The following is a 24743-nucleotide window of genomic DNA, read 5'->3' as shown; positions in this document are numbered from 1 at the left end:
TAAAAGCGTACTAGAAATAGATAAAATAACAGGCAGTCGACTGCCTGTTATTTTTTTGAATAGATGAAGTAAGGGGACTATACATATATGAACCAACACGAAACGAAACAATATTTGCTTCAAGAACTCGAAGTCGTTGCAAAGTGGGAAAAAGATCAGAAAGGGCTGTGGTTCTGGGAGAAGATTGGCAAAGTCCCATTTATGATACTGGATCGCATAACCCCCAAAATGGTACACCAAAAATTGGGACAGGCTCTCGATGAAATTGGAAGCTTCATACAAAAAGGCGGAAGCTATCTTACAAGCGAAAAAGAAGTATTGAAAAGAGTAAAAAAACATACAGGCAATGAAGAAATCAGAATCGAATCAATCAAAGAGTTACCATTACCGATGATGGATGATATCAGTGAAGCCATTGTTAACTCCAGGAAGAAAATGGCCATGACTCAAGGTGCCACTACCGGCATCGGGGGATTTCTCACATTAAGTATCGATATTCCATTTATTTTAGGTATATCTCTTAAAACCCTGCAGGAAATCGCCTTAAGTTATGGCTATGATCCGAATGTGCAGAGTGAGAGGGTCTTTATCATTAAATGTCTTCAATTTGTTTCTTCTGATATCGTCGGGAAACAGGCCATCCTTCAGGAACTGTCGGACTTTAATAAAGCCTCTCCTGACAAAAGGGACCAATCGATTTCTCAGCTCCAGGGATGGAGGGAGGTCATGGTCAGTTTCCGTGATAACTTGGGCTGGAAAAAATTATTTCAAATGATCCCGATAGCAGGGATCCTATTCGGATCATTTATTAATAGATCAATGATGCATGACATAGGTGAGGCCGGACGCATGCTTTATAGAAAACGGCGAATTCTTGAAAAACTGGAGCAGCAGGCGGAATAGCCAAGGGGAGATGTTCATCATTAACATTAAAGGTTATCCTGTACCAACAGAAACATTAAAAGAATGGGAAAAGAGGCTTATTCCACGAACAGAATGGTTTTATTTTCATAAGAGGATTCCAGGGATTGAAATGTCTCCCTTAACATCATCGGATCTTTCAAAAGTGCCGTTAGATATTCGTACCTCTTATGGCACTTGGTCATTATGCAGTGAAACGGAGTATTACATAAAAATGAATCCAAAGGACTTTACAGACTTGCATGAATCCATTCAATCTGAGATTATCATACAACAATGGAAAGCGCGTAGAGGGCTTGTGTTCAAATTGGAAGAACTAATTGAGCTTTCAGGAAAAGAGAGGCGTTCACTACCAGCCGTTTCAACAGATGACTATAAAGAAATTGTTTTACTTCACCAGCCTTTATGGGAGAGTTTTGACCACTCAGAACGGCTGAACTTTCTAGTAAACTATGGATCTCTCTGGGTGGATCAAGAGGCCGTTTGGGAGAATTTAGAGGGGAATTGTCAAAAAGAGATTATAGAGAAATATCCTCACTTACAGAATAAAATCGATCGTTTTCCAGTTGCGAATGGTCCTAACTGCCTGGCAGCAGTTGCTGCCGCCTTTACAGGGGATGAGACATTTTTTGATAGTTGGATGAAAGAGGCAGAGTTTTTAAAGATCATTTCTAAGTCAGGCTATGAACCAATAGAGACTGTCATCCTCCGAGAGAACGATGTCCTAATATGGTTCAACGAGGCTAATCGAGTTATTCATTCATGTATTGTCTTGAACAGTCAATACGCATTCAATAAACAAGGACAAACCATGTTTAACCCTTGGCAGATTCTCAAAATTACTGACATAATCGATAGTTGGAATCATCCTGCCACAAGATTCATCCTATATAGGAAACCTAAGTGAGTCACCAAAAGAGAGGGACGGGCCTTTAGTATGCTAAAAGCCCGTCCCTCTACATTTTGTTTATTCTTCTGCTTGGTCGTCTTTGTTAAACCAAAGTGGATCATCATTGTCGACTTCGCCATTATAATTGATGAGAAGTTCTTCTCCCGCTTTTATATCCTTATAAGCGTAAAAATCAAACGTATGATTATCAAAATTTATCTCATAAATCGTATTTGGGGTATACGAATGGTTGAACAGCATACCATAACCCAATAACAGGGCGGTGTGATTTATTCCATACTCGAAAACATAATCCGCCAAAAATGTCTTTTCGATATGTTCGTGTTCTTCATTCGGGTAAGGGATTACCGGTGCTTCATGTACCAGCTCACCCTTGGCGATATCCCTCTTGGCAAATACACCTCTATTTAAATCACCGTCACTCAGTGAGGATAGCTTAACTTCAATCATTTTTTCACCTTCTTCATAAAATACTGACCTAGTAAGCTTGTCACTAATCGGTAAAGAAAGCAACTGTTTTTATTTAAAAGGTGAAATCAGGTAGAGATACTGCAGCTTCACCAACTAGCTGGAAAACAAATTGACCATCCCGGCCATTAAAATAACGTTTTGAAAAACTCCCCTATATTCCGGGCGCTTCTGACAAACCAGTTTGCTTTTTCTACAGTGGATACAGCGTATACATCAACCTTCGTTTCTTTTTCTAGTTCGTCTAAAATGTACTCATCCTTTTTTTTATTTACAAGAACGAGTTCGCCGATCTTTTCGCCCTTTTCAATTGGAGCCTGGAGTTCCCCGTTTTCATTCAGTTTTCCCATATCAACATTAAAACTTACTTTTGCGTTACTGATCTCTTCTTTAGCCATACGAACCTTCAGAGGTTTATCGACAGCCAGCTCTACTTCAAACTCCTTCCCGTCTTTTACGGGGAGTGTCTTTTCCTTTACGGCATCATCCAAGTTGAACTGAACAGTTTGTACTTGATTGAATCCATAATCCAAAAGCTTTTTAGTTTGGATAAAACGCTCTGCACTGCTCGGCTGTCCATACTGATCTTTAGCATCAAGAATGACACTGATGTATCTTACACCATCACGTTCAGCAGTACCAGTGAATGTGGAGCCTGCAAAAGGGGTCGTCCCTGTTTTGAGCCCATCTGCCCCTTCATAAAAATGAGCACGGTCTTTCAGCATTGCGTTTGTGTTCTTCATCAAATATTCTTCATCCGTGCCTTTTCTAAAGTACTTATATCCTGCTCCTGAGGTTTCCAGGACTTCAGGATAATCCTTTATTAAATGATAGGCCAGAGTGGCCATATCTTCTGCGGAAACCATGTTTTCATCATTCACGTCTGTTCCTTCAGGATGCATGCCGAACATATCGTAGTTACTCAAACCACTGGAATTGACGAACTGGTAATGTTCCATTCCCAGAGTTTTTGCCTTGGCATTCATCCGCTTTACAAATTCTCCTTCACTCCCGGCAACCACTTCCGTTAGGGCAATAGCCGCACCGTTCCCTGACTTGATGACCATCGCTTCGTATAATTCTTTTACGGTATACGCTTCGTCAGCACGGAGCGGCACGTTGCTTAGTCCCGGCGCATTTGCCAGTTGATATACTTTATCACTGACGCTGTATGTATCACTCCATTTAATTTTCCCTTTATCAATTGCTTCTAGTACAAGGTATTCCGTCATCATTTTTGTCATGGAAGCAATTCCTAAAATTTGATCCTCATTATATTTGTCTACAATCTTTCCTGTATCTGCATTCACTAAGATTGCAGCATCAGCATTTATCTTTGTCTTTGACTCTCCATGGACGGAAGCTCCAAAAGAGGAGAACGCCATCACCGAAATAATTGCTACAGATAGACATTGTTTAAATCTGACTTTCTTCAAACCAGTACCTCCAAGTGAATTTTTCACAACTAAATTATTTTAACATAGAAAATTGAAATAACAGGTATGATTCTTCAAGTCACACAATTGTAAAAAACTATTGCTAATTAAAAGTAAAATGTTACCATTATTTAGTAGAGATAGACGAAGCTGACGAAAGGGGGGGCGACATGCCAAAAAAATTAATCCACATGGCAGGAGAAATCTTACTGATCATTATGGGTATCATCTTCGTAAGTGCCACTTCAGCACTATTTGAGCATCAATCTCTTTCAATAGTCTCTTATATCATACAAATAGGGGAAGTGTTCTCAGATCTGCTTTCACCTTCAGACCTTATTTATATCAATCCCATATCTGATATAGAGAGAAATTTATTTCCGATTTTGCTGCTGGCTTTCTGGAGCAGCGCGCGCATCTTTTTTCTCTCATTGATTCTTGCATTGGCTGTCTCTATCATCTTGTTAATCTTGTATTTTTCTATTAATAAAGTTTTTAAAAATGCTATAAAGATCATATCGTTTTTATTTGGCTCTTTACCCGATATATTTATTATCGTAATTACTCAATTGACAATCGTCTGGTTCTTTAAGAAAACCGGAATCCTCCTGATCGACCTTGCTTCAGTCGGGGAGAACCAGGTCATACTATTACCTGCCATTACCTTGAGTGTTCTGCCTGCCTTTTTCTTTTTCAGTAATATGGTTCAATTTCTTAGTGAAGAGGAAGGGAAACCTTATGTGGAGCTGGCGAGGAGCAAGGGGCTTCCCCGCTTCAAGATTTTGTTTATCCATATGATGAGGAACGTCTTCATCAGCCTGACCTATCATGGAAAGCAGATTGGGTGGATGATGATCTCAAATCTATTGATATTGGAATACCTTTTTAATGTATTTGGTATTACTTCTTTCTTATTTACCTATAATACTCCTTCAATATTTGCAATGGCCTCCATTCTTTTGTTTCTCCCATTATACATACTGCTGAAAATTTTACAGCTCGTCATATACAGGAAGACAGGGAAGGAGATGGGGCTATGAGAACACGTACATTATATTGGGCAGGGACCATACTATTTTCAAGCTTGATTCTGTTCTTGATAATGGCGAGCCTGATCTATCATCTTGGTGCTGAAAAAGAAATTCCCCAAACCGTGCTTGTGTATGATGAGAACGGAAAAATCAGCGGAAGTGCACCTTTCCCGCCTTCAATGCAAATCCCTTTTGGAACCGACCGGGAAGGATTTCATATTGCGTACAAACTTCTTGAAGGAGCCGGGGTCACACTGGGGGCAGCCATCCTGATATCTCTTTTAAGCTTTGCTCTTGCATTTGGGGTAGGGGTGTTTGGTGGATTTACGAAACTGAAAATAAAAACTGTTTCCCATAAATTCTTTACATCTTTTTATTTTATCCCACAGTCCATCATCGCCTATAACATCCTGTATCCAGTTTTATGGGAACCAGTGGAAGGGTTCGCTACAACGCTTCCTGAAAGAATGATCATCGAGTTACTGGTGCTCGCTATTATTGTAACCCCCACTACAGCCATTCTCATATCAAATGAAACGGAACAAATTCTTAATGAAGAGTTCATCACTTCAGCAAGAGTTCTTGGCGGGAGTTCATTTTTTCTTTTTTATAAGCATCTGATGCCTCATTTAAAAATGCGGCTGTTTATCATTTATCCGAAGATTGTCATTCAAATATTGCTCGTCATCGCTCATTTAGGATTCTTCACCCTTTATTTCGGGGGCACCGATGTTTGTTATGAGCCATTCTGTGATCCTCCTAAACCAATCATACAGGAATGGTCCGGGTTGATGGGAACGAGCTATAAGGAGCTGGGCCTTTCATGGTGGATATTCATGGGACCTATGCTTTGCTTCGCCGTTACGATTCTGTTACTTAATGGAATCACTAAATGTATCGAGGGATTAATGGATACTGAAGCTCATGGCATAAGAAAAAATCCACAAAGTGAACAAGGAATTGAGAGCAAGGGGGCTTCATTAAAGCCTGATCAGTTCAATTTTATCTATAGAAAAGCGGATCACAGTGAAAAAATGTAATACTTTTGACTGGAAAATACTTCTTGTTCCAAATTTATCAATCTGTTAAAATCTTTAAAACAACATGGAGGTTAAAAACAAGTGATCACCTACCCTAATTTAAACAAACATGCAAAAATAGGCGTAACTGCTCCATCTTCAGGGGTGCCTTCCAATCTTCATCACTTACTGAAAGAATCTGAGAACCGGCTTACAGACAAAGGTTATGCTGTTTCATTCAGTGATACTGCATGGACACAAGAGAAGGTACGGGCTGCAAGTGCGGAAATCAGAGCGGCAGAGTTAATGAAGATGATGACTGATGATTCCATAGAAATCATCATACCTCCGTGGGGAGGCGAGTTATTACTGGAAATTTTAGAGCACATTGATTTTAAAAAAATGAAGGGAAAATGGGTATTAGGCTATTCAGATACCAGTGCCCTATTATTCTCAATTACTTTGAACACAGGCATAGCCACTGCCCACGGTACGAACTTCATTGATCTCAGGGGGGAATATTGGGATGATACGACAGCGATGTGGGAAAAAGTATTGTCAGTAAAGCGTGGTGAGGCGATTACTCAAACATCATCAAAGAAATACCAGGAAAAATGGAGTCATGAGCACCCATCCCCCTGTGTATTTCACTTAACTGAGGACACGGAATGGAAAACGATATCGAATAAGAGTGAAAAGCTTCATGGCCGATTGCTCGGAGGCTGCATCGATATCATCCATCATCTTGCAGGCACACCATATGGAGATGTAGCTGCTTACCAAAAGAAGTATTTGGACAGCGAACAGATTCTTTGGTATTTTGAAAACTGCGAATTAACCACAACCGAACTTCGCCGGTCTCTGCTTCAAATGAAACTTTCAGGCTGGTTTAATCACTGTTCGGGGATCATGTTCGGCAGAAGTGCTGCAAATACCCATGTGAATGGCTACGGGCCCAAAGAAGTCTATAAGGAATTATCTGAAGAGCTAGGAGTGCCGGTTATCTTTGATATTGACTGCGGGCATCAGCCGCCTCAGCTCACACTCATCAACGGTGCGTATGCTGAGGTAGAAGTTGCAGAAGGCAAGGGAGTTTTAAAACAACACTTTAAATAATTTGGATACTCCATTGGTTTCAGAATGGAAGGGGAGCACCTTAAGTACAAAGCCTAGCGACCGCTGAAATGTGGAAGGTAAGTGGCTTTCACAGCACTACGCTCGTCTTAATCTAGCCAAAAGGGGCTGGGACAAAAGTGTTTTAGCCTAAGTAAAACCCTAACTAATTCGCCTTCCAGCTGGTAAATTAGTTAGGGTTTTTCGTTTAAATGTATAATTAGGTGTTAGCTCTTTCCAGCGGTTGATTGGAATGAAAGCGAAATCTTGCACGGAAATCAGTAGCGGTGTTAGAGACTACTCTAGATTGTTCGTTTTTTTATAGTTTTGTCCCAGCCTCTTTTGGTAATCCAGGTCAACAAGACAAAGATTTATATCCTTTTTCATTGATTATCCACATCAAGAAGCCCCAGATCAGACCTCCAACTAAACACAAGAGAATGATCCACATATAATTATTTCTGATCACCATTGAAAGTACGATACTGAATAATACTCCAACAATCAGCATTCCATACCCCGCTGAATAATACCATTTCCCTCTTTCCCTGATTTTCCTCCAACGTTTCCAATAGTTGCTTTCAGACGTTCTGCTGTGAATAAAATAAAGGCATGCATTCATAAAGAAAATGATACTGATAAACAAATACCTGATCGACTCTGGATCCAGAGTAAACACAAAGAAATTGATCACAGCTGTAAAGGAAAACAAGTAAAAGATGAACCTGTTTTGTTTGATTTTTTTCATTATTTCCCCCCTAGACTCTCGTATTATATCAAAAACTCCTAATATCCTGCCAGCGAATTCCAATTTCATGAAGGAATCCTAACGTATTTTCTAGAATGGTAGGAGAGGGATACTAGGACTAGGGGTGTTTGGATGAAAACTGACTTGAAGATGATACGCGGGAAAGATATGAAGCTTCAAGCTAGAAAAATACACATCATAGGCTCAGTTGCAAGCGGTAAATCCACCCTTGCAAGAAAGCTTTCCCAAGATATGAATATTCCTTATTATGAATTGGATAATATCATGTGGGAGCGGGGAGAGAATGGAGACCGGCGGAGGTCGGAAGAAGAGAGAATTGCCTTGCTACAGGCTATAGTCAGGACAGATTTGTGGATTGTAGAAGGCGTACATTATCAAGGGTGGATGATGGAAAGCCTTAATCATTCAGATTTGATCCTGTTTCTCGATACCCCTAAAGTGAGACGCACAGTCCGCATATTGAAGCGGTTCATAGAAGAAAAATCGGGTCTTAAAAAAGGGAACTACAAACAAACATTTCCGATGCTGAAGAAGATGTTTCAATGGAATCATCGGTTTGAAACAGAAGATAAACAATACATAAGCTTTCTTCTAAAACCGTATCACAATAAAGTGAAGGTAATAAGGAGCTAAAATGTAGAAAAGCGGATCGAAAGGAGAAGAATCAAATGAAAAGAATCGGAAGGAACATATATATTAGACCCTACACACTTGATGACGCAGAAGTAATGCTCTCATTCGAGCTGGAAAACAGAGAATTTTTCAAAGATTTCTCACCGTTGATGGAAGAGGATTTTTACACACTACAATCTCAGAAAGAGCGGGTTGAACGGACAAAAAAGAGAATGGAGAACGATGAATATTATGCATTTGGGATATTCCATAATGAAACAGATGAATTAGTCGGGAACATTTCTCTCTCCGACGTGATAAGAGGACCGCTTCAATGCTGCTATATCGGCTACTCTGCTTCAAAAAAGCAAAATGGGAAGGGCTATACAACCGAGGCTGTTCAACTGGCAGTAGACTATGCTTTTCAACAATTGAAGCTTCATAGAGTGGAAGCGGGAGTCATGCTTCATAATATTGCTTCTATGAGGGTCTTAGAGAAAGCTGGTTTTCATAAAGAAGGCATCTTCATAAAAAATGTAAAAATCAATGGAAAATGGGAAGATCATCAGCATTTTGCCATAGTCAATCCGGAAGATTAATCTGCTCCTGTTAAAAGAACGAAGAATTCTCTTCATTCTTCGTTCTTTTTTATATCTATAAAAACAGGACCATATATTCTTCGTCTAAATATTCTCCCTTATACTTAAGTGCTCTTTTTTCCAACCCGAAAGAAATAAAACCCATCGAAGTATATAATCCTTTCGCTGAATCGTTTGACGTTACGACGGTAAGGTTAATTTGTTCAAGATCTTCAAGTTCTCTGGCTTTACATATCGCATTTTCCATCAGTCCCCTGGCAACCCCATTCCCTCTTAGTTGTGGCGTTACGTACATACTGAATATGGACGCTTTATGTTTCATTTTTTCAGCTGTTTCAGGTACTAACACCAACATCCCAACGAGCTTTCCATTTACAAAAGCACCATATGTATAATTTTCTCGCTGATCGAGTCTCGCTGCTGTATGCTCAACCGGATTACTTCTGGAAATAGTCTCTTCATAACTTGCTCCAAATGCCTCCGGGTTTGTTTGAAGTGCTTCCAGCCTTAGATGAAGATAGGCCTCGGCATGCGACCTGTCCAAACGCAATACTTCCATTATTTACTACCCTTCTTTCCATAAAGTGTTATGATAGTAGAAACAAATACGCTTCTGAATTAATATATATTCGATTAATATTTGTAAAATCCTTTAAACACTGAGGAGGAGGTAAATTGAGCAATCATCGTTGTCTTGGCTGCAGACTTGCCAATAAAGAGGAAAAGGTCTATCTCATTTATGAAAATTCTCTTCTGAGCTGCATCTTGGATCATGATCCTTACAATACGGGACATGTCATGATCCTGCCCAAAGAGCACTTGGAAGAAGGTGTAGATTTCAACGAAGAGATGAACATGACTGTCATGAAAGCCATCCAGCTTATATCTAAGACTATACATGCACTCTATAAACCTGATGGTATCACCATTTGCCAGAACGGCGGGATCTTTAGCGATCTGACTCATTATCATATGCATGTTGTGCCGAGATACAAGGGACAGGATTTTGCTTGCTTTTATCAAGAAGACGAATCAATCGCTGAACCGGATGAACCTTTCGAAATCACAACTGAGAAGATGAAGTCATATATCGAAAGAATAGTAGAAAAGGAGTTATAGAATGACAATACATAAAGGATTTCAACATAAATTGGATCAATATGCCGAGCTTGCCGTCAAGGTCGGTGTAAATGTTCAAGAGGGGCAGGATCTATGGGTGGCTGCACCGCTTGGAACGGAAGAGCTGGTAAGAAAGATTGTCAGACATGCTTATCTGGCTGGGGCGAAAAGCGTTCATGTACAATGGGAGGATGAAGAAATCATCCGCACGCATTATGAACTTGCCCCTGATGAAACATTTCAGGAGTTCCCCATCTGGCTGTCGGATGCTCATGAATGGGTTGTCGATCGGAAGGGGGCCTTTCTTCAGGTTGAGTCACATGATCCCGACTTATTGAAAGGAATCGATCCCGAAAGGATCCAGGATTTTGAAAAAGCGAAAGGGCTTGCCCTGGATCGATTCTTTGAGGCGATTGACACTGATTCAATCAGCTGGTCAATTATCGCGATGCCGTCACAAAAGTGGGCAGCTAAAGTATTTCCACAACTTAAAAAGGAAGTACAGATGGAAGCCTTGTGGGACCGTATTTTCACAGCTGTCAGAATCGACTCTCAAGACCCTGTGACAGAATGGCGAAACCATATAGAAACGTTGAAAAGGAGAGCCAACGAACTTAATAAGATGAACATAAAAGAACTCCACTACACAGCTGACGGGACAGACCTTACCATTGAGCTGCATGAAGATCACCTTTGGCTGACAGGGGCCAGTAAAACACCGAATGGAAGCGATTTTATTGCCAATATGCCTACAGAAGAGGTTTATACTGTTCCTGTAAGGAAAGGAGTGAACGGGACAGTAAGGAGCACGAAGCCGCTCGCATACAACGGGAATGTGATAGAGGATTTCTCCCTGACCTTTAAAGAAGGCAAAATTGTTGAAATGTATGCCAGAAAGGGTTCGGATGTTTTAGAAAAAATGATTGAAACTGATGAGGGAGCCTCTTATTTAGGCGAGGTTGCGCTAGTTCCGCATAAATCCCCAATTTCTGATACAGGCATCCTTTTCTTCAATACATTATTTGATGAAAATGCGTCCAATCATTTAGCAATCGGCTCTGCCTATCCTACATGTATTAAGGATGGGAATATTCTTTCTGATGAAGAAAAAGAAGAAAAGGGTTTGAATGAAAGTATTGTCCATGAAGACTTCATGATTGGCTCTTCTCATATGAATATTGAAGGAATTCTTCGTGACGGGAGCAAGGTTCCAATCTTCAGAAATGGCAATTGGGCGTTTTAAGCAACTGTAACAAAAGAAAGAGAGCAGCGTGCAGTCTCACACTGCTCTCTCATATTTCACGTGAAGGAAGGAGATTAAGAATGATTTATGAAATGACTATTCAGGTACGTGTACCAAATATGGAAGTCGGGCAATCATGGTATGAAAAGCTATTAAGCAGAGAACCAGACTTTGTGGCGCATGATGGATTTGCCGAGTGGGAACTCCTCCCGGGATGCTGGCTTCAGGTAGCAGAAGGAAATCCCGCCCCGGGAAGCGGACCCATCCGTTTAGGTGTAGCTGATTTGGAAGCAGAAAAAGAACGTTTGATGGAATTATTGGATGTTGAAGACTTCCGTATTCACTCAAGGAAAGAGGTTCCCGTCAAATGGGCAACGTTTAAGGATCCGTGGGGGAACGGCATCGGGCTATTCCAATACATGGACCAACAAGAAATCCAGAACAGAATCGTGACGATTTTAGGGAGGCATATCAAATGAGTAAATATACACTATCACAACGATTTAAAGCCTTCGCAGAAATGGAATGTCATCAATCGAGTCCGCTCTATGAGTATCTTTCTTACAAGATAGCAAGTGATGATGAGCTTCTTGAAATATGCACTTTCTGCCGGGATGGACAGCCTGTTCCAAACCTATTATTTGGTGGAGTGCATTTCCTCTTAATGAACAAATCAACCCATACCTTAAGAAACTACTATCCCAGCTTGGTGCAGGACCCCCTGCCCATAACAGAATCCTTTTCACACTTCAAAGACTTCTGCCTGCAGAATAAACACCAACTTATTCATATATTACAAACCAAACTCGTCCAAACCAATGAAGTAAGAAGAAGCGCGTATCTGTACCCTGCATTTTGTTATATGTATGAACAAACAAAGAAACCTCTTGCACTGATTGAAATAGGAACGAGTACAGGCTTGCAGCTGGCTTGGGACCTATACCAGTACCAATATGATCTGGATGAGAAACGTTACGGGTTATCATCCTCGGATGTATTGATTTCTTCTGAAATAGCAGGAGACAACTTCCCTAAGCTTCAAATTTCTCCGCCACCTGTCTCCTCCAGAACAGGATATGACTTACATATTAACACTGAACAAGACCATCCATGGCTATTAGCCTTGATTTGGCCCGAACACACTGAAAGAAGAGACTTATTTACCTCTGCAGTTAAAATGACAAAAGAAGTCGATATTGATTTTATTGAAGGAGACGGAGTCCAACGTTTCCCTGATAAACTCAAAGAAATACCTGATGACCATACAGTATGCATTTTCCATACCCATGTAGCGAATCAAATACCCGAGTCCTCTAAAAAAGCACTTCAAGATAAGATCAAAGATATAGGCAGTACCCGGAATGTATTTCATCTATACAATAATATGTGGGACAGACAGCTCCATCTCGACTGTTATCTCAACGGAAAAGAAAAGTGTCATGTCATCGGGGATACAGATGGACACGGGAAATGGTTTGAATGGAATTTGTCATAAGAAAATTCTTCCACATAATCTCTTGATATGGTAAACTATTTCAAATTTCAAAAAGGGGAGTATGGGATGGGTGAGAATGTGAGGCTGGAAAAGCCTACAGGTGAATTAAAAGAAGAGTACCTGGAATTTTACCATGAGTGGAAAGCATCTGGTGAACAAATGGTTCCATGGGTCATCAAAAAAGATCCCACTGATTTCAATGAGATGATTCAATCATTGCTTGATGCAGAAAAAGGTGAAAATCTGCCAGAAGGCTGGGTTCCTGATTCCACCTATTGGTTAGTGGGTGAAAATAATCGAGTATTGGGTGTGGTCAACATTCGTCACAGCCTAACAGAAAACCTCTTGAATGCGGGAGGACATGTTGGATATGGAATAAGACCTTCAGAAAGAAGAAAAGGATATGCAACGAAGCTGCTTTCACTTTCTTTGGAAAAGACAAAGGAACTTGGAATCAATGAAACATTGGTCGTCTGTGATAATTGGAATGAAGCTTCTAAAAGGACCATCCTTAACAATCGAGGGATACCCGACCGTGATTTTATAGAAGAAGACGGAAACGTGATTCTTCGTTTTTGGATCAAGTCGGAGGGATAAGATGATCAAAAATAATGTTGGCAGACAATTTGTAGAATTCATTCCGTTGAAGGAAGAGGAAATAAAACGGTATCAGCCTATTGCAGGTTCATATGCTATTGTGCAGAAGGACGGCGACTATCTATTATGCTATAACATTTATAGGAACCAATGGGAGCTTCCTGCTGGAAAAAGAGAACACGGTGAAACATATGAACAGTGTGCAATGAGAGAGTTGCATGAAGAAACAGGGCAGAACTTGGACTTCATGGAGTTCAAGGGATTGATGAAAGTGAAAACCGCTGAAGGAATGGTCAAATACAACCCCGTTTATTACCGGAAAGTGGAAGAAATACAGCCTTTCATAAAAAATGATGAAATCAATGATATTATGTTATGGAATGAAGGAATCAAATTAAAGGAATATGACGACTTAGATCTTTATTTGTTGAAAACATATTCATTTTCATAAAGAGAAAAAACTGCCTGATATCAATTTGGCAGTTTTTTTACTTAAAACTGAAAAGACAGGAAAAAACATGCAGTATTCATTGACACAGTACTATTCAGGAAATAATATGAGAATAAACGACTAGCATACATGAATAAACGTGAACAAAGGAGGGATCTAATGTTTTCTGAAGAAAGAAGAGAAAAGATTTTAGAAAAAGTTGAAAAAATCGGCAGGGTGCTGGCTAAAGATCTTGCAGAAGAATACAACGTATCGATTGACTCCATTCGCAGGGATTTATCAATCATGGAAGAAGACGGTTTGCTGAAGCGGACTCATGGCGGTGCGATACCCAATCCGAAAGCCCGCAATAAACCAGATGCCCCTTCAATTCGGTACGGAGAGGGGACCCTCGCTCAGAGAGCAATTGCAAAAGCAGCTGCAGAGTATATCAAAGAAGACGAAACCGTATTTATCGGCGGATCCTCCATCCATTATCTTATGCTAAAATACATCCCCAGAAATATAGCATTCACTGTTGTTACCAACTCAGTGGAAATTGCTTATCACCTTAAGGGATATGCAAATGTAGAAACGTATCTGATTGGTGGAATGATGAAAGCTTCTGGGAATATCACTGATGGCTTGGCGAATGAATTTGCAAAACAATTCACTGTGGACAAAAATTTTGCGACTGCAGGTGGATTAACGGCACGCGGGCTCAGCACGGCAACACCTGAAGTAGCAATCTTCCACAATACGGTTCTATCTAATTCAAAAAAAAACATCGTGTTGATGGAGAATCATAAATTAGGCATGGACATGTTTGCGGGAATGAATATTCCATTGTCGAAACTGAACTATGTCATCACAGATGATGAAGCAAGTGAAGAAATAATTGAAATGATTCAATCCCATGGTGTTCATACTATAATTGCACTGGGAGAAGATAAATAGGCGTGAAATTTTTAGACATCTGTAGAGAAATGAAAGCAGACACACTGTTTATATGGGGTAAATAAGATAATTATTGCTTGTTTTTATGAGATAGACTGTTTTGCCCTTAAGTAACAAGAATAAAACGGAGAGTTTTTCATGACGGAGTGAAGATATGATCCTATTTCAGGATTTATGATCTTATTTGGACATTTATGATCCTATCTACGGATTTATGATCCTATTTCCAAATTTATGATCTTATAAGAATGATTCTAATTAATATGCTCTTTTTTCTAAACTTCTGTGCAATTGAAACTTATCGAAGTTTTGCTGCCTTCGATTGTCAAAATAAGCCTTCGAGCACATCAGACTCTTATGCTAAATTACATCTTATAATGATAAAACTCATACCAATTATAAAGAGAAGGTGAAATTATGAGCTTCGAAGGACAAAAAATCCTTCCTGCGATCAGGTCGATGAAAGATTTTGATAAAATGCTTGAAACATCGTTTGAATATGGCGTGTTCCTGGACCTCCATGTTGGAATGCTGAAAAGTGTGTTTCAATATGCAAAGCAGCAAAAAAGGAAAATGTTTCTGCATATCGATTTAATTCACGGACTTTCTAATGATGAATATGGAGCGGAGTATGTATGCCAGGAAATCAAACCATACGGTATCATATCCACGAAAGGAAATGTGATTAAAAAGGCGCGGCAAAAAGGTGTTTATGCTACACAGAGAATGTTCGTGATTGACTCCAGTGCGATGAAACGGAGTATCGAATTGATACATAAAACCGAACCTGATTACATCGAAGTGCTGCCTGGGGTTGTACCGAAGATCATTACTGAAATTCGCGAAAAGACAGGGAAGCCGATATTTGCAGGGGGACTCATTGATACCATTGAGGAAGTGGAAGCGGCAATCGAGGCCGGTGCCACTGCCATTACGACATCCGATCGTGCGTTATGGAAGCACTTTGATCGTTATTGATTCACCAACGGCAAATTGCCTGTTGACAACGTTTTCATTGCGTATTAGTATAGTAACCAAGTTAATACACTGTGTAGAGAGACAAAGAGACATACGAATTTCATGCCTTAAGGGGGCCTGGTTTCGTATGTCTCTTTTTATTTTTAAGAATTTTTTTGCAATATCTGTTTTCTATTGAAATAAACAGGATATATACAGATATAGCAAAATATGAAATAACTATTTTTGAAAACGGTCTCTTCACAGAAATCCAATTTGAAATGAGGTTTAGACATGACAGCATTTTTAGGAGAAGTGATTGGAACAGCCTTGCTCATTATCTTTGGTGCAGGAGTATGTGCGAATGTTAATTTAAAGGAATCGTTCGCTTATAACTCCGGCTGGATCGTCATAACTTTCGGCTGGGGATTGGGGGTGGCGATGAGTGTGTATGCTGTCGGCCAATTCAGCGGTGCCCATATCAATCCCGCGGTGACTCTCGGACTGGCATTTAACGGTGACTTTCCATGGAGCCAGGTACCGCAGTATATTCTCGCACAGATGCTTGGAGCGATCATTGGTGCCATTATTACGTACTTGCATTTTTTACCTCACTGGCACGCGACAAAGGATCCAGGCGTGAAATTAGGTGTATTCGCCACTGGTCCGGCCATTCCGCATGTATTTTCGAACTTGTTAAGTGAAATCATCGGAACTTTTGTATTAGTGGTAGGATTATTATCAATCGGGGCGAATACTTTTACAGATGGATTAAATCCATTTATTGTGGGATTTTTAATTATCGCAATCGGGATTTCTCTCGGCGGGACGACCGGTTATGCGATCAACCCAGCACGTGACCTCGGACCGCGCATCGCACACTTCTTGCTGCCGATTCCTGGAAAAGGACCTTCTAATTGGGGGTATTCGTGGATACCGGTGTTAGGGCCGGTACTAGGCGGATCATTCGGAGGCGTATTTTACAAAGCCGTATTCACCGGTCAAGTCACGGCAAGCTTCTGGGTTGTCCTAATCATAACATTATCCATTCTGGGAGCAGCTTACTTAAGCGACAGAAAATTGACCCTTTCACAAAAGGTAGAAAAATTATCAGCTGAAAACTAAGTTCACGGGAGGAATCATCATGGAAAAATTTATTTTATCGTTAGACCAGGGTACGACAAGTTCAAGAGCCATTTTATTTAACAAAAAAGGAGAAATTGTTCATACCAGCCAAAAAGAATTCACACAGCATTTTCCTAAACCGGGCTGGGTGGAGCACAATGCAAATGAAATTTGGGGTTCTATCTTGTCTGTTATTGCAACCGTATTATCGGAGTCCAGCGTGAAGCCGGAGCAAGTCGAAGGGATTGGTATAACGAATCAACGTGAAACGACGGTTGTCTGGGATAAAGAAACAGGTACTCCTATCTATAATGCAATCGTATGGCAGTCAAGACAGACAGCAGCCATTTGCGAAGAGTTGAAGTCACAGGGACACAACAACACCTTCCGTGACAAAACGGGTTTATTGATCGATGCTTATTTCTCAGGAACAAAAGTGAAGTGGATTCTTGATCACGTTGAAGGAGCAAAGGAGAAAGCAGAAAAAGGACAGCTGCTGTTCGGTACGATCGATACATGGCTTATTTGGAAAATGTCCGGTGGAAAGGCACATGTAACCGATTATTCTAATGCCTCAAGAACATTGATGTACAACATTCATGAATTAGAATGGGACAGGGAACTCCTTGATATACTGGGCGTTCCAGAATCAATGCTTCCAGAAGTGCGCCCTTCTTCAGAAGTATACGCAAAAACTATTCCTCATCATTTCTTCGGACAAGAGATTCCGATAGCGGGTGCAGCAGGCGATCAGCAGGCCGCATTATTCGGACAAGCCTGCTTTGAAACAGGCATGGGCAAAAACACGTACGGTACAGGCTGTTTCATGCTTATGAATACTGGAGAAAAAGCAGTGAAATCCGAGAATGGATTATTAACGACCCTTGCATGGGGAATCGATGGCAAAGTGGAATATGCATTGGAAGGAAGCATTTTTGTTGCCGGTTCCGCTATTCAATGGCTGCGTGATGGACTTCGGATGCTGAAGGATGCCAAAGACAGTCAGGGATACGCTGAAAAGGTCGAATCCACTGATGGGGTTTATGTAGTGCCAGCGTTTGTCGGCCTTGGCACACCATATTGGGACAGCGATGTCCGGGGGGCGATATTTGGCCTGACCCGGGGGACATCGAAAGAGCATTTTGTTCGTGCCACATTGGAATCCCTGGCATACCAAACGAAAGATGTGTTAAAAGCCATGGAAGCAGATTCAGGCATAGCACTGAAAAAACTCCGTGTAGATGGCGGAGCGGTGAAAAATGACTTCCTGATGCAATTCCAGAGTGATATTTTAGATGTTTCGGTTGAAAGGTCTGTTATTAATGAGACCACTGCATTGGGCGCTGCTTATCTCGCAGGACTTGCAGTAGGGTATTGGAAAGACCGTGAAGAGATTTCTAAACAATGGAATAAAGACAGGGAATTCGAACCCGAAATGCCTGAAGAAAGCCGGGAAGAATTGTATGGCGGCTGGAAAAAAGCCGTTAATGCTGCAATGGCTTTTAAATAAAATTCATTTATGTTATACTGATAACAAGTTAATAAACCGGTAAGAGATCCAGAGAGACCAAACAGCATTATGGACCTGCTAATCCATAATGATAGTTTTGGTCTCTTTTTTTATGGATATACACTTACTAGAACATAATTTATAGAGTGAAAATGACATTCACTTCTACAAATGAATACTTAGGAGGAAGGACTTTATGACCTTTTCAAGTACGGCTAGACAAGAGATTAAAAATCAATTAACCTCCCAGAACTATGACCTTATTGTCATTGGAGGCGGTATTACGGGTGCAGGAATCGCGCTTGACGCTTCCAAGCGGGGTATGAAAGTGGCACTGGTTGAGATGCAGGACTTTGCTGCCGGTACATCGAGCCGGTCAACGAAACTTGTTCATGGAGGTTTGCGATATTTAAAGCAATTTGAAGTGAAGATGGTGGCTGAAGTAGGGAAAGAGCGTGAAATCGTTTATGAAAACGGACCGCATGTGACCACTCCTGAATGGATGCTGCTTCCCCTTCATAAGGAAGGTACATTCGGAAAATTCAGTACATCGATCGGCTTGAAAGTATATGATTACCTGGCCGGGGTCAAGAAAAGCGAAAGGAGATCCATGCTTTCTGCAGCAGAGACCCTTTCAAAGGAGCCGCTTGTGAAAAAAGATGGGTTAAGAGGCGGAGGTTACTATGTAGAGTATCGTACAGACGATGCCCGACTTACGATCGAAGTGATGAAAGAAGCGATTGCTCATGGAGTGACCGCCATCAATTACACCAAATCCCAACGCTTCCTCTATGAGAATAAAAAAGCCGTCGGGATAGAAGCCGAGGATCTGATTGACGGAGACACCATTCAAATACGAGGTTCGAAAATCGTCAATGCCGCCGGTCCATGGGTTGATGAAGTGCGCGGGAAGGATTACAGCACGAACAATAAGCAGCTCCGCCTGACAAAGGGAGTGCATATTGTTATCGATCAAAGTAAATTCCCTCTCCGACAAGCTGTGTATTTCGACACACCTGATGGCCGTATGGTCTTTGCGATTCCAAGGGACGGAAAAGCTTACGTCGGAACGACAGATACTTTTTATGATAAAGACAAAGCGACACCGCAAATGACAACAGAGGATAGAGATTACATTCTTGAGGCGATACACTTTATGTTTCCTGAAGTAACTGTAACGAAAGAAGATGTTGAATCAAGCTGGGCTGGTATCCGCCCCCTCATTTTTGAAAAAGGGAAGGATCCATCTGAGATTTCCCGTAGAGACGAAATCTGGGAAGGTGAGAGCGGACTTATCACCATTGCAGGAGGAAAATTGACTGGCTATCGTAAAATGGCAGAGACAGTTGTCGATCTTGTATCCACGCGATTAAAAGAAGGTACGAAGCAGAAATTCCCTTCTTCCACAACCAAGAACATGCCTATTTCCGGCGGTCATGTAGGAGGATCGAAAAACTTTCAGGCTTTTATCCAGCAAAAATCCAAAGAAGCTGTTCAATACGGACTGACAGAAGAAGAAGGACAGAAGCTTTCACGTATGTATGGCTCAAACGTCGACCAATTGTTCAAGCTCGCTCATGCATACAGCGGCTCATCTGAAGAGCGTCCGGTGCCTGTCACCCTATACGCCCAGCTTATCTATGCTGTCCAGGAAGAAATGGCCGCAACGCCGGTCGACTTCTTTATCCGCAGAACAGGTGCAATGTTCTTTGACCGCGAATGGGTTGAGAAGTGGCATGAAGCAGCAATAGACATCATGGCGAAGCTATTGAACTGGAATCCGGAACAAAAAATAGAGTATACGTTAGAGTTGAAAAAAGAACTGAAAAATGCTGTTGTTCCGGTAGATCAGCAGTAGAAATGATGAACCAGCAGGGGACTGACCCTGCTGATTTTTTTACCGTTTTTCCAAAGAACTCTCTGCACAATCCAGTTAATTTGATATAATTGGAAAACAAGGAAATAATGGGGGAAGTTCATGAACATCTATCAGACAAAGGATTTTAGAAAAATCGCTGAATTAAATGAGGCAGTTCAAAAAGTGCATGTCGAAGCTTATCCCGAATATTTTAAAGAATATCGATTTGAAGAGATAAAAGAATTCTTTGAAGGGATCATTTCGAAGCCTCATCATACCTTCTTCATACTTGAAGATGAAGGGAATACCATCGGATATGCGTGGATAGAGATAAAGCATTACCCCGAGAATCCGTTTAAGAAATCGTACAAGTCATTACTCGTTCATCAATTAAGTATCGAAGCACATCTTCGGGGAAAGGGCTATGGCACATTTTTCATGAAGGAAATCTTTCGTTTCGCAGCGGATCATCATTTATCTATAGTGGAACTGGATTATTGGCATAACAATAATATGGCCAGGAGTTTTTATGAAAAGCAGGGATTTAAGGTCTTCAGGGAATATGTATATAAAGAGGTTGATTGATGGTGAATGAAGTGAAGAAGTCAAACATCACCAAGGCCCTGTTGATTGTAATCATAAGTACCGTCATCAGTACTCTCCTTATTAATTTCATTGAAAAACGAGAACTCCTTACTCAAAAAGAGAAGATCGAATCCCATTTTGAAGATTTCAAGGGAGATGGTCATTATAAAGTCACCGTTGTTCTAAAAAGAAAGCTCGGGGATCAGTATGTTCTCTTGTATACTTCTGATAATCAGAACGATAAGATAGGAATAGCTTTCTATACAAAAACAGATTTTTTTCCCCTTTATGAACTGATTAGGGATGAAGAAGCAAATCATGGTTTACTGGGTTCAAGCTTTCTGAATAACGAACAATTCATCGTGTACGGTAATGTGAGGGACAGCGGGGCAGATTACTTTCAATACCGTAATTCTATAGACTTCGAGAAAGTTAAACTGGGGAATGATCCCTATTTTATTCAAGTGGAAACCTACAATGGACAGCTCAGCGTACCATTGGTCATATTTTATAACAATAAAGGCGAGGAGCTAGCCACAGCACCTGCAAAATAGGGAATTTTTACGTTATGCTTAAAATTATATAAATATATGAATTCGTGCGTAAACCACCACACACTTTAGTACATCTAAGCAGAGAAGCAATAAGTGCTTGATAATGGAGTTGAAAGATAGGATATAAATAAGTACACTTACAAGTGAAATTGACACCATATCCTCGACTTTGACGGCTTCAATGGGATGAAGCCGTCTTTTTTCTATGTATATTTTCCATATTGCTATACTATTATTAGATAACTTGGCCAAGGGGGATGAATAGTGGATAGGAAAATTGCCATCGTGACGGGTGCTAATAGCGGTTTTGGATTACTATCTTCAATTGAACTTGCAAGTCGGGAATTTCATGTTCTTGCAACGATGCGTGATGTAAAGAAGGCTGAAGAATTAAATAATTTGGCAAGAATACGTGGAGTGGATTCTTACATAACAATATTGTCTCTGGATGTGACTTCAGAAGAATCGATTGAATCATTTAAAGGAACTCTCACCGATCAGTATACTTCAGTCGATCTTCTATTGAACAACGCTGGTTATGCATTTGGAGGCTTTGCAGAAGAGGTGAGCATCTCAGAGTACAGGGAACAATTTGAAACAAATGTATTCGGGGTAATGGCTGTTACTCAAATGGTGCTGCCTTTTATGAGAAAACAGGGAAAAGGGAAAATCATCAATATGAGCAGCATCAGCGGCCGTTTCGGCTTTCCGGGGTTAAGTCCATATGTTTCTTCCAAACATGCACTTGAAGGATACAGTGAGAGTCTGCGGCTGGAACTTAAACCGTTTGGCATTGAGGTCTTTTTAATTGAACCCGGTTCCTATCAAACAAACATCTGGACTTCAGGAAAGAAGGTTGCCTCCAGATCTCTTGAAAAAGAGTCACCATATTATACTTACATGCAAAAGATAGAATCAGAAATGGAAAAGGGCCAGGAACGGTTAGGGAACCCGGCTGATATAGCGGTTCTTGTTGGTGATATTGCTGCTGGAAAAATAACCTCGTTCAGGATCCCTGCCGGCAGGGGTACTAGACTTACAATCCTGTTAAAGGGTATTCTGCCCTGGAGAACATTAGAAAAATTGATACTGAAAAAACTTAACCATTAATCATGCCTGAAACGCAGTCTATACTTCGTTTTTTTGCAGTAAACCAGACATCATCAGACTTAGGACCCGTGTAAAAATAATTCTAGAGTTTTTCATGGCGGGTCTCCACTATCGAGTATGATTGTATTGAAAAGAAAAAGTCCCAATTCAAATATTTTTAGTTAGGATGGGACAAAAAACACATGGGTAAACGCAGCAAAGGTAAGTACAGTGGAGAATTATTCTACCGTGCACTTATTTTTAATTATCTGAATAATAGGACTTCATCGCGAAAGAAGGAGAAATTTGTAAAAAAGCAGAATTACATAATAGCAATCTATACACTCAGTAAAAGGATTGAAAGGAGGAGGTCAAATGAATTGGAAAGGAGCGTCCGCTCTCTGCATTCAAAATGAGCGTTTACTCATGGTTTACCAAGGGAAAAAGAATGAAGAGAAACGCTGGTCTGTTCCTTCGGGAGGATTAGAACCGAATGAAACCATCGAAGAATGCTGCAAAAGGGAAGTATGGGAAGAAACGGGATATAAAGTTGAAGTCGGAAAGCATGTTTATACAAAATGGGGATCTGAAGGAGAAATTTCTACTGAAATCTTTTATTTTGAGACGTCTGTCATTAGCGGGGAAGCGACAATTCAAGATCCCCATGAATTGATACACAGAATTGATTGGGTATCCCTTGAAGAATTACGGAACCTTCCGCTGGCATTTCCGGAAGATATCAGCATACTGGAATCTTATATGAAAAACAGACTCACGATACATACAGCGGAGTGATATGTTCTAAAACTTTCAATATAAATGTAAAGTATGACTTAGTGAAGGAGAGGAAAAGAATGATAAAAAGAACGGGAGAAGTCGTGATGGGAATCATCGGAATCGTATTATCCGCATTGTTCTCCATCATCGGTATCGCAACGAATATGAGTATGGGCGATCCTGCTATCATGGATGAAATGGAGAATATGATGGAAGGTGATCCCGCTATGACACCTGAGGATACGACATTTATTCTTGGTATAGCAGAAACAATGGGATGGTATTTAATCGCTATCGGCATCATTGCTTCCATTCTTGGATTGATTGCCGTTCTCACAATTGTGAAGAACAGAAAGCCAATCGTTTCAGGAATCATGTTCATTCTTGCTGCCCTGGTGATTGGGGTTGGTACTATCGGATTCGGATTCATTCCTGGTCTATTATTCTTGATTGCCGGGATCATGGCATTTGTCCGAAAGCCTAAGCCGAGTGAAACTGGATATTAATCAGTGAAAAAGACAAAAAGCTTAGAGATTATATCTCTAAGCTTTTTCCATAAATAGAAAGACTGTTTCTTCTCTCGGGAGTTTCTCTGTTTTATATGCTTTATAGCCAAGGTTTTTATAAAACGTTATATTCCTCTGGCTTTTACTCCCTGTAAATAACTCAAAACGAAACCCTTTATATTTTCTTTCAATCGCATTCATCAATTCTTTCCCGTAGCCATTTCCTTGAAAATCAGGATGCACCATTAATTTCATGATGTGACATGTACCACTTGATTGTTTCGCACGTACAGAACCTATGATCCTTTCATTCAAAACCAATTTTAGAATATAATTATCCAAGAAAGCCTTTTCCACGTCTTCAATGGTTTGGAGAAGGGGCTCGATCTCATAATTCCCATCAATTTCTGCTTCAATCACATAAGCCAACTTCTGTATTTCAAGAATTTCAGGTGCGTCTTCAATCGACGCCTCCATAATGATCTTTTTTATCATATTTATCCTCCGATCTAAATACATTATCACTAACATATTCTTGTCATTGGAGAAAAATCCCTCTTATATTAATACCTTGATTTTAATTGGCTTCTATACTATCTTAAAAGTAGAGCATAACTATTAACAAAGAGACACCGGTTGCAGCCGATGTCTCTTGCCACACAGCAACTGCAAGGAAAGCAGTGGCCCAATAGAGAAAGGAAATAACTCTGCCCTTCAAAAGTTTAGGCGCTTAACGAGGGTGGGGTTATTTCTTATTGTCATTCGAAATAACAATGGCAATGATGGAGACGATCAAAGAGCTAAAGGTTATCATTAGCGTCAAAGCCTCATACGTTGTCACTATAGGCACCACCTCCTTTAGCCAGGAAGTGGCCACTCCCACCCTACATCTGCTGTGTATCCAAATTATATCATATTAAGGTTCAAGTCTTTATAGGCTAGAGGTAGGAAAAGCATCACCCTGTCAAATAAACAGCAGGGTGTTTTTTGTTACCATTTCAATTTCGTACGCCATATTTCACGTATGGACAAAAATATGTTAGCATAAGTATGCTCATTTCAA

29 protein-coding genes are annotated in these 24743 nt (G+C 40.5%); 23 read left to right on the top strand and 6 right to left on the bottom strand.

The window, feature by feature from the left end:
• The first annotated feature begins 87 nt into the window (after positions 1–87).
• Positions 88–903, top strand: a complete 816-nt coding sequence (locus tag ACXAFV_RS16220; RefSeq protein WP_475128009.1) for an EcsC family protein — start codon at positions 88–90, stop codon at positions 901–903.
• A 10-nt stretch (positions 904–913) separates the two neighbouring features.
• Positions 914–1828, top strand: coding sequence for a hypothetical protein (locus tag ACXAFV_RS16215; protein ID WP_475128007.1), 915 nt, complete (start codon positions 914–916; stop codon positions 1826–1828).
• A gap of 60 nt (positions 1829–1888) precedes the next feature.
• On the opposite strand, the gene ACXAFV_RS16210 is transcribed toward ACXAFV_RS16215, so the two are convergent.
• Complete coding sequence (locus ACXAFV_RS16210; protein WP_475128005.1) at positions 1889–2281, bottom strand: SET domain-containing protein; 393 nt, start codon at positions 2279–2281, stop codon at positions 1889–1891.
• A gap of 146 nt (positions 2282–2427) precedes the next feature.
• The gene (locus tag ACXAFV_RS16205) at positions 2428–3735 is read right to left on the bottom strand and encodes a D-alanyl-D-alanine carboxypeptidase family protein (protein ID WP_475128003.1); all 1308 of its coding nucleotides are present in this window, start codon (positions 3733–3735) and stop codon (positions 2428–2430) included.
• 170 nt (positions 3736–3905) lie between these two features.
• On the opposite strand from ACXAFV_RS16205, the gene ACXAFV_RS16200 reads away from it, so the two are divergent.
• The 3 genes from ACXAFV_RS16200 (at position 3906) to ACXAFV_RS16190 (ending at position 6901) form a co-directional block, all read left to right on the top strand.
• The gene (locus ACXAFV_RS16200; RefSeq protein ID WP_475128001.1) at positions 3906–4775 is read left to right on the top strand and encodes an ABC transporter permease subunit; all 870 of its coding nucleotides are present in this window, start codon (positions 3906–3908) and stop codon (positions 4773–4775) included.
• A complete protein-coding gene (locus ACXAFV_RS16195) occupies positions 4772–5806 on the top strand; it encodes a hypothetical protein (RefSeq protein ID WP_475127999.1) in 1035 nt (344 codons plus the stop codon). Before ACXAFV_RS16200 ends, ACXAFV_RS16195 begins: the two co-directional genes overlap by 4 nt.
• An 81-nt stretch (positions 5807–5887) precedes the next feature.
• Positions 5888–6901, top strand: a complete 1014-nt coding sequence (locus ACXAFV_RS16190) for a S66 family peptidase (RefSeq protein ID WP_475127998.1) — start codon at positions 5888–5890, stop codon at positions 6899–6901.
• Between the two features lie 352 nt (positions 6902–7253).
• Here the strand turns inward: ACXAFV_RS16190 and ACXAFV_RS16185 are convergent, their stop codons facing one another.
• Positions 7254–7646 carry a hypothetical protein gene (locus ACXAFV_RS16185; protein ID WP_475127996.1) on the bottom strand — a complete coding sequence of 131 codons (393 nt, stop codon included), beginning with the start codon at positions 7644–7646 and terminating at the stop codon, positions 7254–7256.
• A gap of 132 nt (positions 7647–7778) precedes the next feature.
• Between ACXAFV_RS16185 and ACXAFV_RS16180 the strand changes: the two genes are divergently transcribed.
• Positions 7779–8300, top strand: coding sequence for a P-loop NTPase family protein (locus tag ACXAFV_RS16180; protein ID WP_475127995.1), 522 nt, complete (start codon positions 7779–7781; stop codon positions 8298–8300).
• Positions 8301–8335: 35 nt separating this feature from the next.
• Positions 8336–8878, top strand: coding sequence for a GNAT family N-acetyltransferase (locus ACXAFV_RS16175; protein ID WP_475127994.1), 543 nt, complete (start codon positions 8336–8338; stop codon positions 8876–8878).
• 55 nt (positions 8879–8933) lie between these two features.
• On the opposite strand, the gene ACXAFV_RS16170 is transcribed toward ACXAFV_RS16175, so the two are convergent.
• Positions 8934–9437, bottom strand: coding sequence for an N-acetyltransferase family protein (locus ACXAFV_RS16170; RefSeq protein ID WP_475127992.1), 504 nt, complete (start codon positions 9435–9437; stop codon positions 8934–8936).
• A 116-nt stretch (positions 9438–9553) separates the two neighbouring features.
• On the opposite strand from ACXAFV_RS16170, the gene ACXAFV_RS16165 reads away from it, so the two are divergent.
• From ACXAFV_RS16165 to ACXAFV_RS16090, 16 genes are all read left to right on the top strand, one after another.
• Entirely contained in the window at positions 9554–9997 is a 444-nt protein-coding gene (locus tag ACXAFV_RS16165) for an HIT family protein (protein ID WP_475127990.1), read from the top strand.
• A gap of 1 nt (position 9998) precedes the next feature.
• The gene (locus tag ACXAFV_RS16160; RefSeq protein WP_475127988.1) at positions 9999–11240 is read left to right on the top strand and encodes an aminopeptidase; all 1242 of its coding nucleotides are present in this window, start codon (positions 9999–10001) and stop codon (positions 11238–11240) included.
• Positions 11241–11320: 80 nt separating this feature from the next.
• Positions 11321–11719, top strand: a complete 399-nt coding sequence (locus tag ACXAFV_RS16155) for a VOC family protein (RefSeq protein ID WP_475127987.1) — start codon at positions 11321–11323, stop codon at positions 11717–11719.
• Positions 11716–12735 carry a DUF2332 domain-containing protein gene (locus ACXAFV_RS16150; protein WP_475127986.1) on the top strand — a complete coding sequence of 340 codons (1020 nt, stop codon included), beginning with the start codon at positions 11716–11718 and terminating at the stop codon, positions 12733–12735. The genes ACXAFV_RS16155 and ACXAFV_RS16150 overlap by 4 nt, the downstream gene beginning before the upstream one ends.
• Positions 12736–12801: 66 nt before the next feature.
• Entirely contained in the window at positions 12802–13332 is a 531-nt protein-coding gene (locus ACXAFV_RS16145; RefSeq protein WP_475127985.1) for a GNAT family N-acetyltransferase, read from the top strand.
• Position 13333: 1 nt separating this feature from the next.
• Positions 13334–13783, top strand: a complete 450-nt coding sequence (locus ACXAFV_RS16140; protein WP_475127984.1) for an NUDIX hydrolase — start codon at positions 13334–13336, stop codon at positions 13781–13783.
• Positions 13784–13942: 159 nt separating this feature from the next.
• A complete protein-coding gene (locus tag ACXAFV_RS16135) occupies positions 13943–14719 on the top strand; it encodes a DeoR/GlpR family DNA-binding transcription regulator (protein WP_475127982.1) in 777 nt (258 codons plus the stop codon).
• A gap of 417 nt (positions 14720–15136) precedes the next feature.
• Positions 15137–15697 (top strand): glycerol-3-phosphate responsive antiterminator, encoded by a 561-nt coding sequence (locus ACXAFV_RS16130; RefSeq protein WP_475127981.1) that lies wholly within the window; start codon positions 15137–15139, stop codon positions 15695–15697.
• Between the two features lie 273 nt (positions 15698–15970).
• The gene (locus ACXAFV_RS16125) at positions 15971–16801 is read left to right on the top strand and encodes an MIP/aquaporin family protein (RefSeq protein WP_475127980.1); all 831 of its coding nucleotides are present in this window, start codon (positions 15971–15973) and stop codon (positions 16799–16801) included.
• 19 nt (positions 16802–16820) lie between these two features.
• Positions 16821–18311: a glycerol kinase GlpK gene (gene glpK / locus ACXAFV_RS16120; RefSeq protein WP_475127979.1), complete on the top strand. Its 1491-nt coding sequence runs from the start codon at positions 16821–16823 to the stop codon at positions 18309–18311.
• 196 nt (positions 18312–18507) lie between these two features.
• The gene (locus ACXAFV_RS16115) at positions 18508–20169 is read left to right on the top strand and encodes a glycerol-3-phosphate dehydrogenase/oxidase (protein ID WP_475127978.1); all 1662 of its coding nucleotides are present in this window, start codon (positions 18508–18510) and stop codon (positions 20167–20169) included.
• Positions 20170–20289: 120 nt separating this feature from the next.
• Positions 20290–20754, top strand: a complete 465-nt coding sequence (locus ACXAFV_RS16110) for a GNAT family N-acetyltransferase (protein WP_475127977.1) — start codon at positions 20290–20292, stop codon at positions 20752–20754.
• On the top strand, positions 20754–21308 hold the full coding sequence (locus ACXAFV_RS16105) for a hypothetical protein (protein ID WP_475127976.1): 555 nt from the start codon (positions 20754–20756) through the stop codon (positions 21306–21308). The genes ACXAFV_RS16110 and ACXAFV_RS16105 overlap by 1 nt, the downstream gene beginning before the upstream one ends.
• Positions 21309–21572: 264 nt before the next feature.
• Positions 21573–22418, top strand: coding sequence for an SDR family oxidoreductase (locus tag ACXAFV_RS16100; RefSeq protein ID WP_475127975.1), 846 nt, complete (start codon positions 21573–21575; stop codon positions 22416–22418).
• A gap of 354 nt (positions 22419–22772) precedes the next feature.
• Positions 22773–23192: an NUDIX hydrolase gene (locus ACXAFV_RS16095; RefSeq protein ID WP_475127974.1), complete on the top strand. Its 420-nt coding sequence runs from the start codon at positions 22773–22775 to the stop codon at positions 23190–23192.
• 59 nt (positions 23193–23251) lie between these two features.
• Positions 23252–23680, top strand: a complete 429-nt coding sequence (locus ACXAFV_RS16090) for a DUF4064 domain-containing protein (protein WP_475127973.1) — start codon at positions 23252–23254, stop codon at positions 23678–23680.
• 36 nt (positions 23681–23716) lie between these two features.
• On the opposite strand, the gene ACXAFV_RS16085 is transcribed toward ACXAFV_RS16090, so the two are convergent.
• Positions 23717–24175 (bottom strand): GNAT family N-acetyltransferase, encoded by a 459-nt coding sequence (locus ACXAFV_RS16085; protein WP_475127972.1) that lies wholly within the window; start codon positions 24173–24175, stop codon positions 23717–23719.
• Between the two features lie 250 nt (positions 24176–24425).
• On the bottom strand, positions 24426–24521 hold the full coding sequence (locus tag ACXAFV_RS16080; RefSeq protein WP_224874344.1) for a putative holin-like toxin: 96 nt from the start codon (positions 24519–24521) through the stop codon (positions 24426–24428).
• Positions 24522–24743: the final 222 nt, after the last annotated feature.

The organism is Rossellomorea sp. ABR4_012 (assembly GCF_056159545.1).
The sequence above is the reverse complement of the archived record's forward strand: the minus strand, read 5'-3'. Positions and strand labels throughout refer to the sequence as shown.

Coding starts and splice junctions, on each gene's coding strand:
- ACXAFV_RS16220 (WP_475128009.1), top strand. CDS start 88: ATGAACCAACACGAAACGAAACAATATTTGCTTCAAGAACTCGAAGTC.
- ACXAFV_RS16215 (WP_475128007.1), top strand. CDS start 914: ATGTTCATCATTAACATTAAAGGTTATCCTGTACCAACAGAAACATTA.
- ACXAFV_RS16210 (WP_475128005.1), bottom strand. CDS start 2,281: ATGATTGAAGTTAAGCTATCCTCACTGAGTGACGGTGATTTAAATAGA.
- ACXAFV_RS16200 (WP_475128001.1), top strand. CDS start 3,906: ATGCCAAAAAAATTAATCCACATGGCAGGAGAAATCTTACTGATCATT.
- ACXAFV_RS16195 (WP_475127999.1), top strand. CDS start 4,772: ATGAGAACACGTACATTATATTGGGCAGGGACCATACTATTTTCAAGC.
- ACXAFV_RS16185 (WP_475127996.1), bottom strand. CDS start 7,646: ATGAAAAAAATCAAACAAAACAGGTTCATCTTTTACTTGTTTTCCTTT.
- ACXAFV_RS16180 (WP_475127995.1), top strand. CDS start 7,779: ATGAAAACTGACTTGAAGATGATACGCGGGAAAGATATGAAGCTTCAA.
- ACXAFV_RS16175 (WP_475127994.1), top strand. CDS start 8,336: ATGAAAAGAATCGGAAGGAACATATATATTAGACCCTACACACTTGAT.
- ACXAFV_RS16170 (WP_475127992.1), bottom strand. CDS start 9,437: ATGGAAGTATTGCGTTTGGACAGGTCGCATGCCGAGGCCTATCTTCAT.
- ACXAFV_RS16160 (WP_475127988.1), top strand. CDS start 9,999: ATGACAATACATAAAGGATTTCAACATAAATTGGATCAATATGCCGAG.
- ACXAFV_RS16155 (WP_475127987.1), top strand. CDS start 11,321: ATGATTTATGAAATGACTATTCAGGTACGTGTACCAAATATGGAAGTC.
- ACXAFV_RS16150 (WP_475127986.1), top strand. CDS start 11,716: ATGAGTAAATATACACTATCACAACGATTTAAAGCCTTCGCAGAAATG.
- ACXAFV_RS16145 (WP_475127985.1), top strand. CDS start 12,802: ATGGGTGAGAATGTGAGGCTGGAAAAGCCTACAGGTGAATTAAAAGAA.
- ACXAFV_RS16140 (WP_475127984.1), top strand. CDS start 13,334: ATGATCAAAAATAATGTTGGCAGACAATTTGTAGAATTCATTCCGTTG.
- ACXAFV_RS16135 (WP_475127982.1), top strand. CDS start 13,943: ATGTTTTCTGAAGAAAGAAGAGAAAAGATTTTAGAAAAAGTTGAAAAA.
- ACXAFV_RS16130 (WP_475127981.1), top strand. CDS start 15,137: ATGAGCTTCGAAGGACAAAAAATCCTTCCTGCGATCAGGTCGATGAAA.
- ACXAFV_RS16125 (WP_475127980.1), top strand. CDS start 15,971: ATGACAGCATTTTTAGGAGAAGTGATTGGAACAGCCTTGCTCATTATC.
- glpK (WP_475127979.1), top strand. CDS start 16,821: ATGGAAAAATTTATTTTATCGTTAGACCAGGGTACGACAAGTTCAAGA.
- ACXAFV_RS16115 (WP_475127978.1), top strand. CDS start 18,508: ATGACCTTTTCAAGTACGGCTAGACAAGAGATTAAAAATCAATTAACC.
- ACXAFV_RS16110 (WP_475127977.1), top strand. CDS start 20,290: ATGAACATCTATCAGACAAAGGATTTTAGAAAAATCGCTGAATTAAAT.
- ACXAFV_RS16105 (WP_475127976.1), top strand. CDS start 20,754: ATGGTGAATGAAGTGAAGAAGTCAAACATCACCAAGGCCCTGTTGATT.
- ACXAFV_RS16095 (WP_475127974.1), top strand. CDS start 22,773: ATGAATTGGAAAGGAGCGTCCGCTCTCTGCATTCAAAATGAGCGTTTA.
- ACXAFV_RS16090 (WP_475127973.1), top strand. CDS start 23,252: ATGATAAAAAGAACGGGAGAAGTCGTGATGGGAATCATCGGAATCGTA.
- ACXAFV_RS16085 (WP_475127972.1), bottom strand. CDS start 24,175: ATGATAAAAAAGATCATTATGGAGGCGTCGATTGAAGACGCACCTGAA.